Origin of the sequence: Paenibacillus sp. RRE4, from assembly GCF_031844205.1 — a bacterium.
Taxonomy (GTDB): Bacteria; Bacillota; Bacilli; order Paenibacillales; family Paenibacillaceae; genus Paenibacillus; species Paenibacillus xylanexedens_B.
The window spans coordinates 1-1,215 of sequence record NZ_JAUZUT010000025.1 but is presented as its reverse complement, the minus strand read 5'-3'; the positions used below and the strand labels follow the sequence as shown (position 1 = coordinate 1,215).

General features: G+C 52.8%; 1 rRNA gene. It reads right to left on the bottom strand.

The window, feature by feature from the left end:
- Nucleotides 1-1,215: ribosomal RNA gene (locus Q9R46_RS28540) — 23S ribosomal RNA — on the bottom strand; the annotation flags it as partial.

The window sequence follows — 1,215 nt, the reverse complement described above, 5'->3', positions numbered from 1 at the left end:
CAAGCCATAGCTTCGGTGGTGTGTTTAGCCCCGTTACATTTTCGGCGCAGAGTCACTCGACCAGTGAGCTATTACGCACTCTTTCAATGGTGGCTGCTTCTAAGCCAACATCCTGGTTGTCTGTGCAACTCCACATCCTTTCCCACTTAACACACACTTGGGGACCTTAGCTGATGGTCTGGGCTGTTTCCCTTTTGACAATGGATCTTAGCACTCACTGTCTGACTCCCGGAAGTAAGTCTATGGCATTCGGAGTTTGACTGAGCTTGGTAACCCTTGCGGGCCCCGCACCCAATCAGTGCTCTACCTCCACGACTCTGTTTTCCGAGGCTAGCCCTAAAGCTATTTCGGGGAGAACCAGCTATCTCCGAGTTCGATTGGAATTTCTCCGCTACCCCCACCTCATCCCCGCATTTTTCAACATGCGTGGGTTCGGGCCTCCAGTGCGTGTTACCGCACCTTCACCCTGGACAGGGGTAGATCACCCGGTTTCGGGTCTACGTCCACGTACTCACTCGCCCTATTCAGACTCGCTTTCGCTGCGGCTCCGGCTCTTCACCTTAACCTTGCACGGGAACGTAACTCGCCGGTTCATTCTACAAAAGGCACGCCATCACCCCTAAAACGGGCTCTGACTTTTTGTAAGCACACGGTTTCAGGTTCTATTTCACTCCCCTTCCGGGGTGCTTTTCACCTTTCCCTCACGGTACTGCTTCACTATCGGTCGCTAGGAAGTATTTAGCCTTGGCAGATGGTCCTGCCGGATTCATACGGGGTTTCACGTGCCCCGCACTACTCGGGATCCGTCTCGGAGGGAACAGACTTTCAATTACAGGGCTTTTACCTTCTTTGGCGGGCCTTTCCAGACCTCTTCGCTTAACCGGTTCCTTTGTAACTCCATGTGAGACGTCCCACAACCCCAAAGAGCAAGCTCTCTGGTTTGGGCTTCTCCGCGTTCGCTCGCCGCTACTGACGGAATCACTATTGTTTTCTCTTCCTCAGGGTACTTAGATGTTTCAGTTCCCCTGGTATGCCTCTACATAACCTATGTATTCAGTTATGAGTAACTGGATATTACCCCAGCTGGGTTTCCCCATTCGGACATCCCCGGATCAAAGCTTGCTTACAGCTCCCCGAGGCAGTTTCGTTGTTCGCCACGTCCTTCATCGGCTCCTAGCGCCTAGGCATCCTCCGTGTGCTCTTAGTAGCTTAACC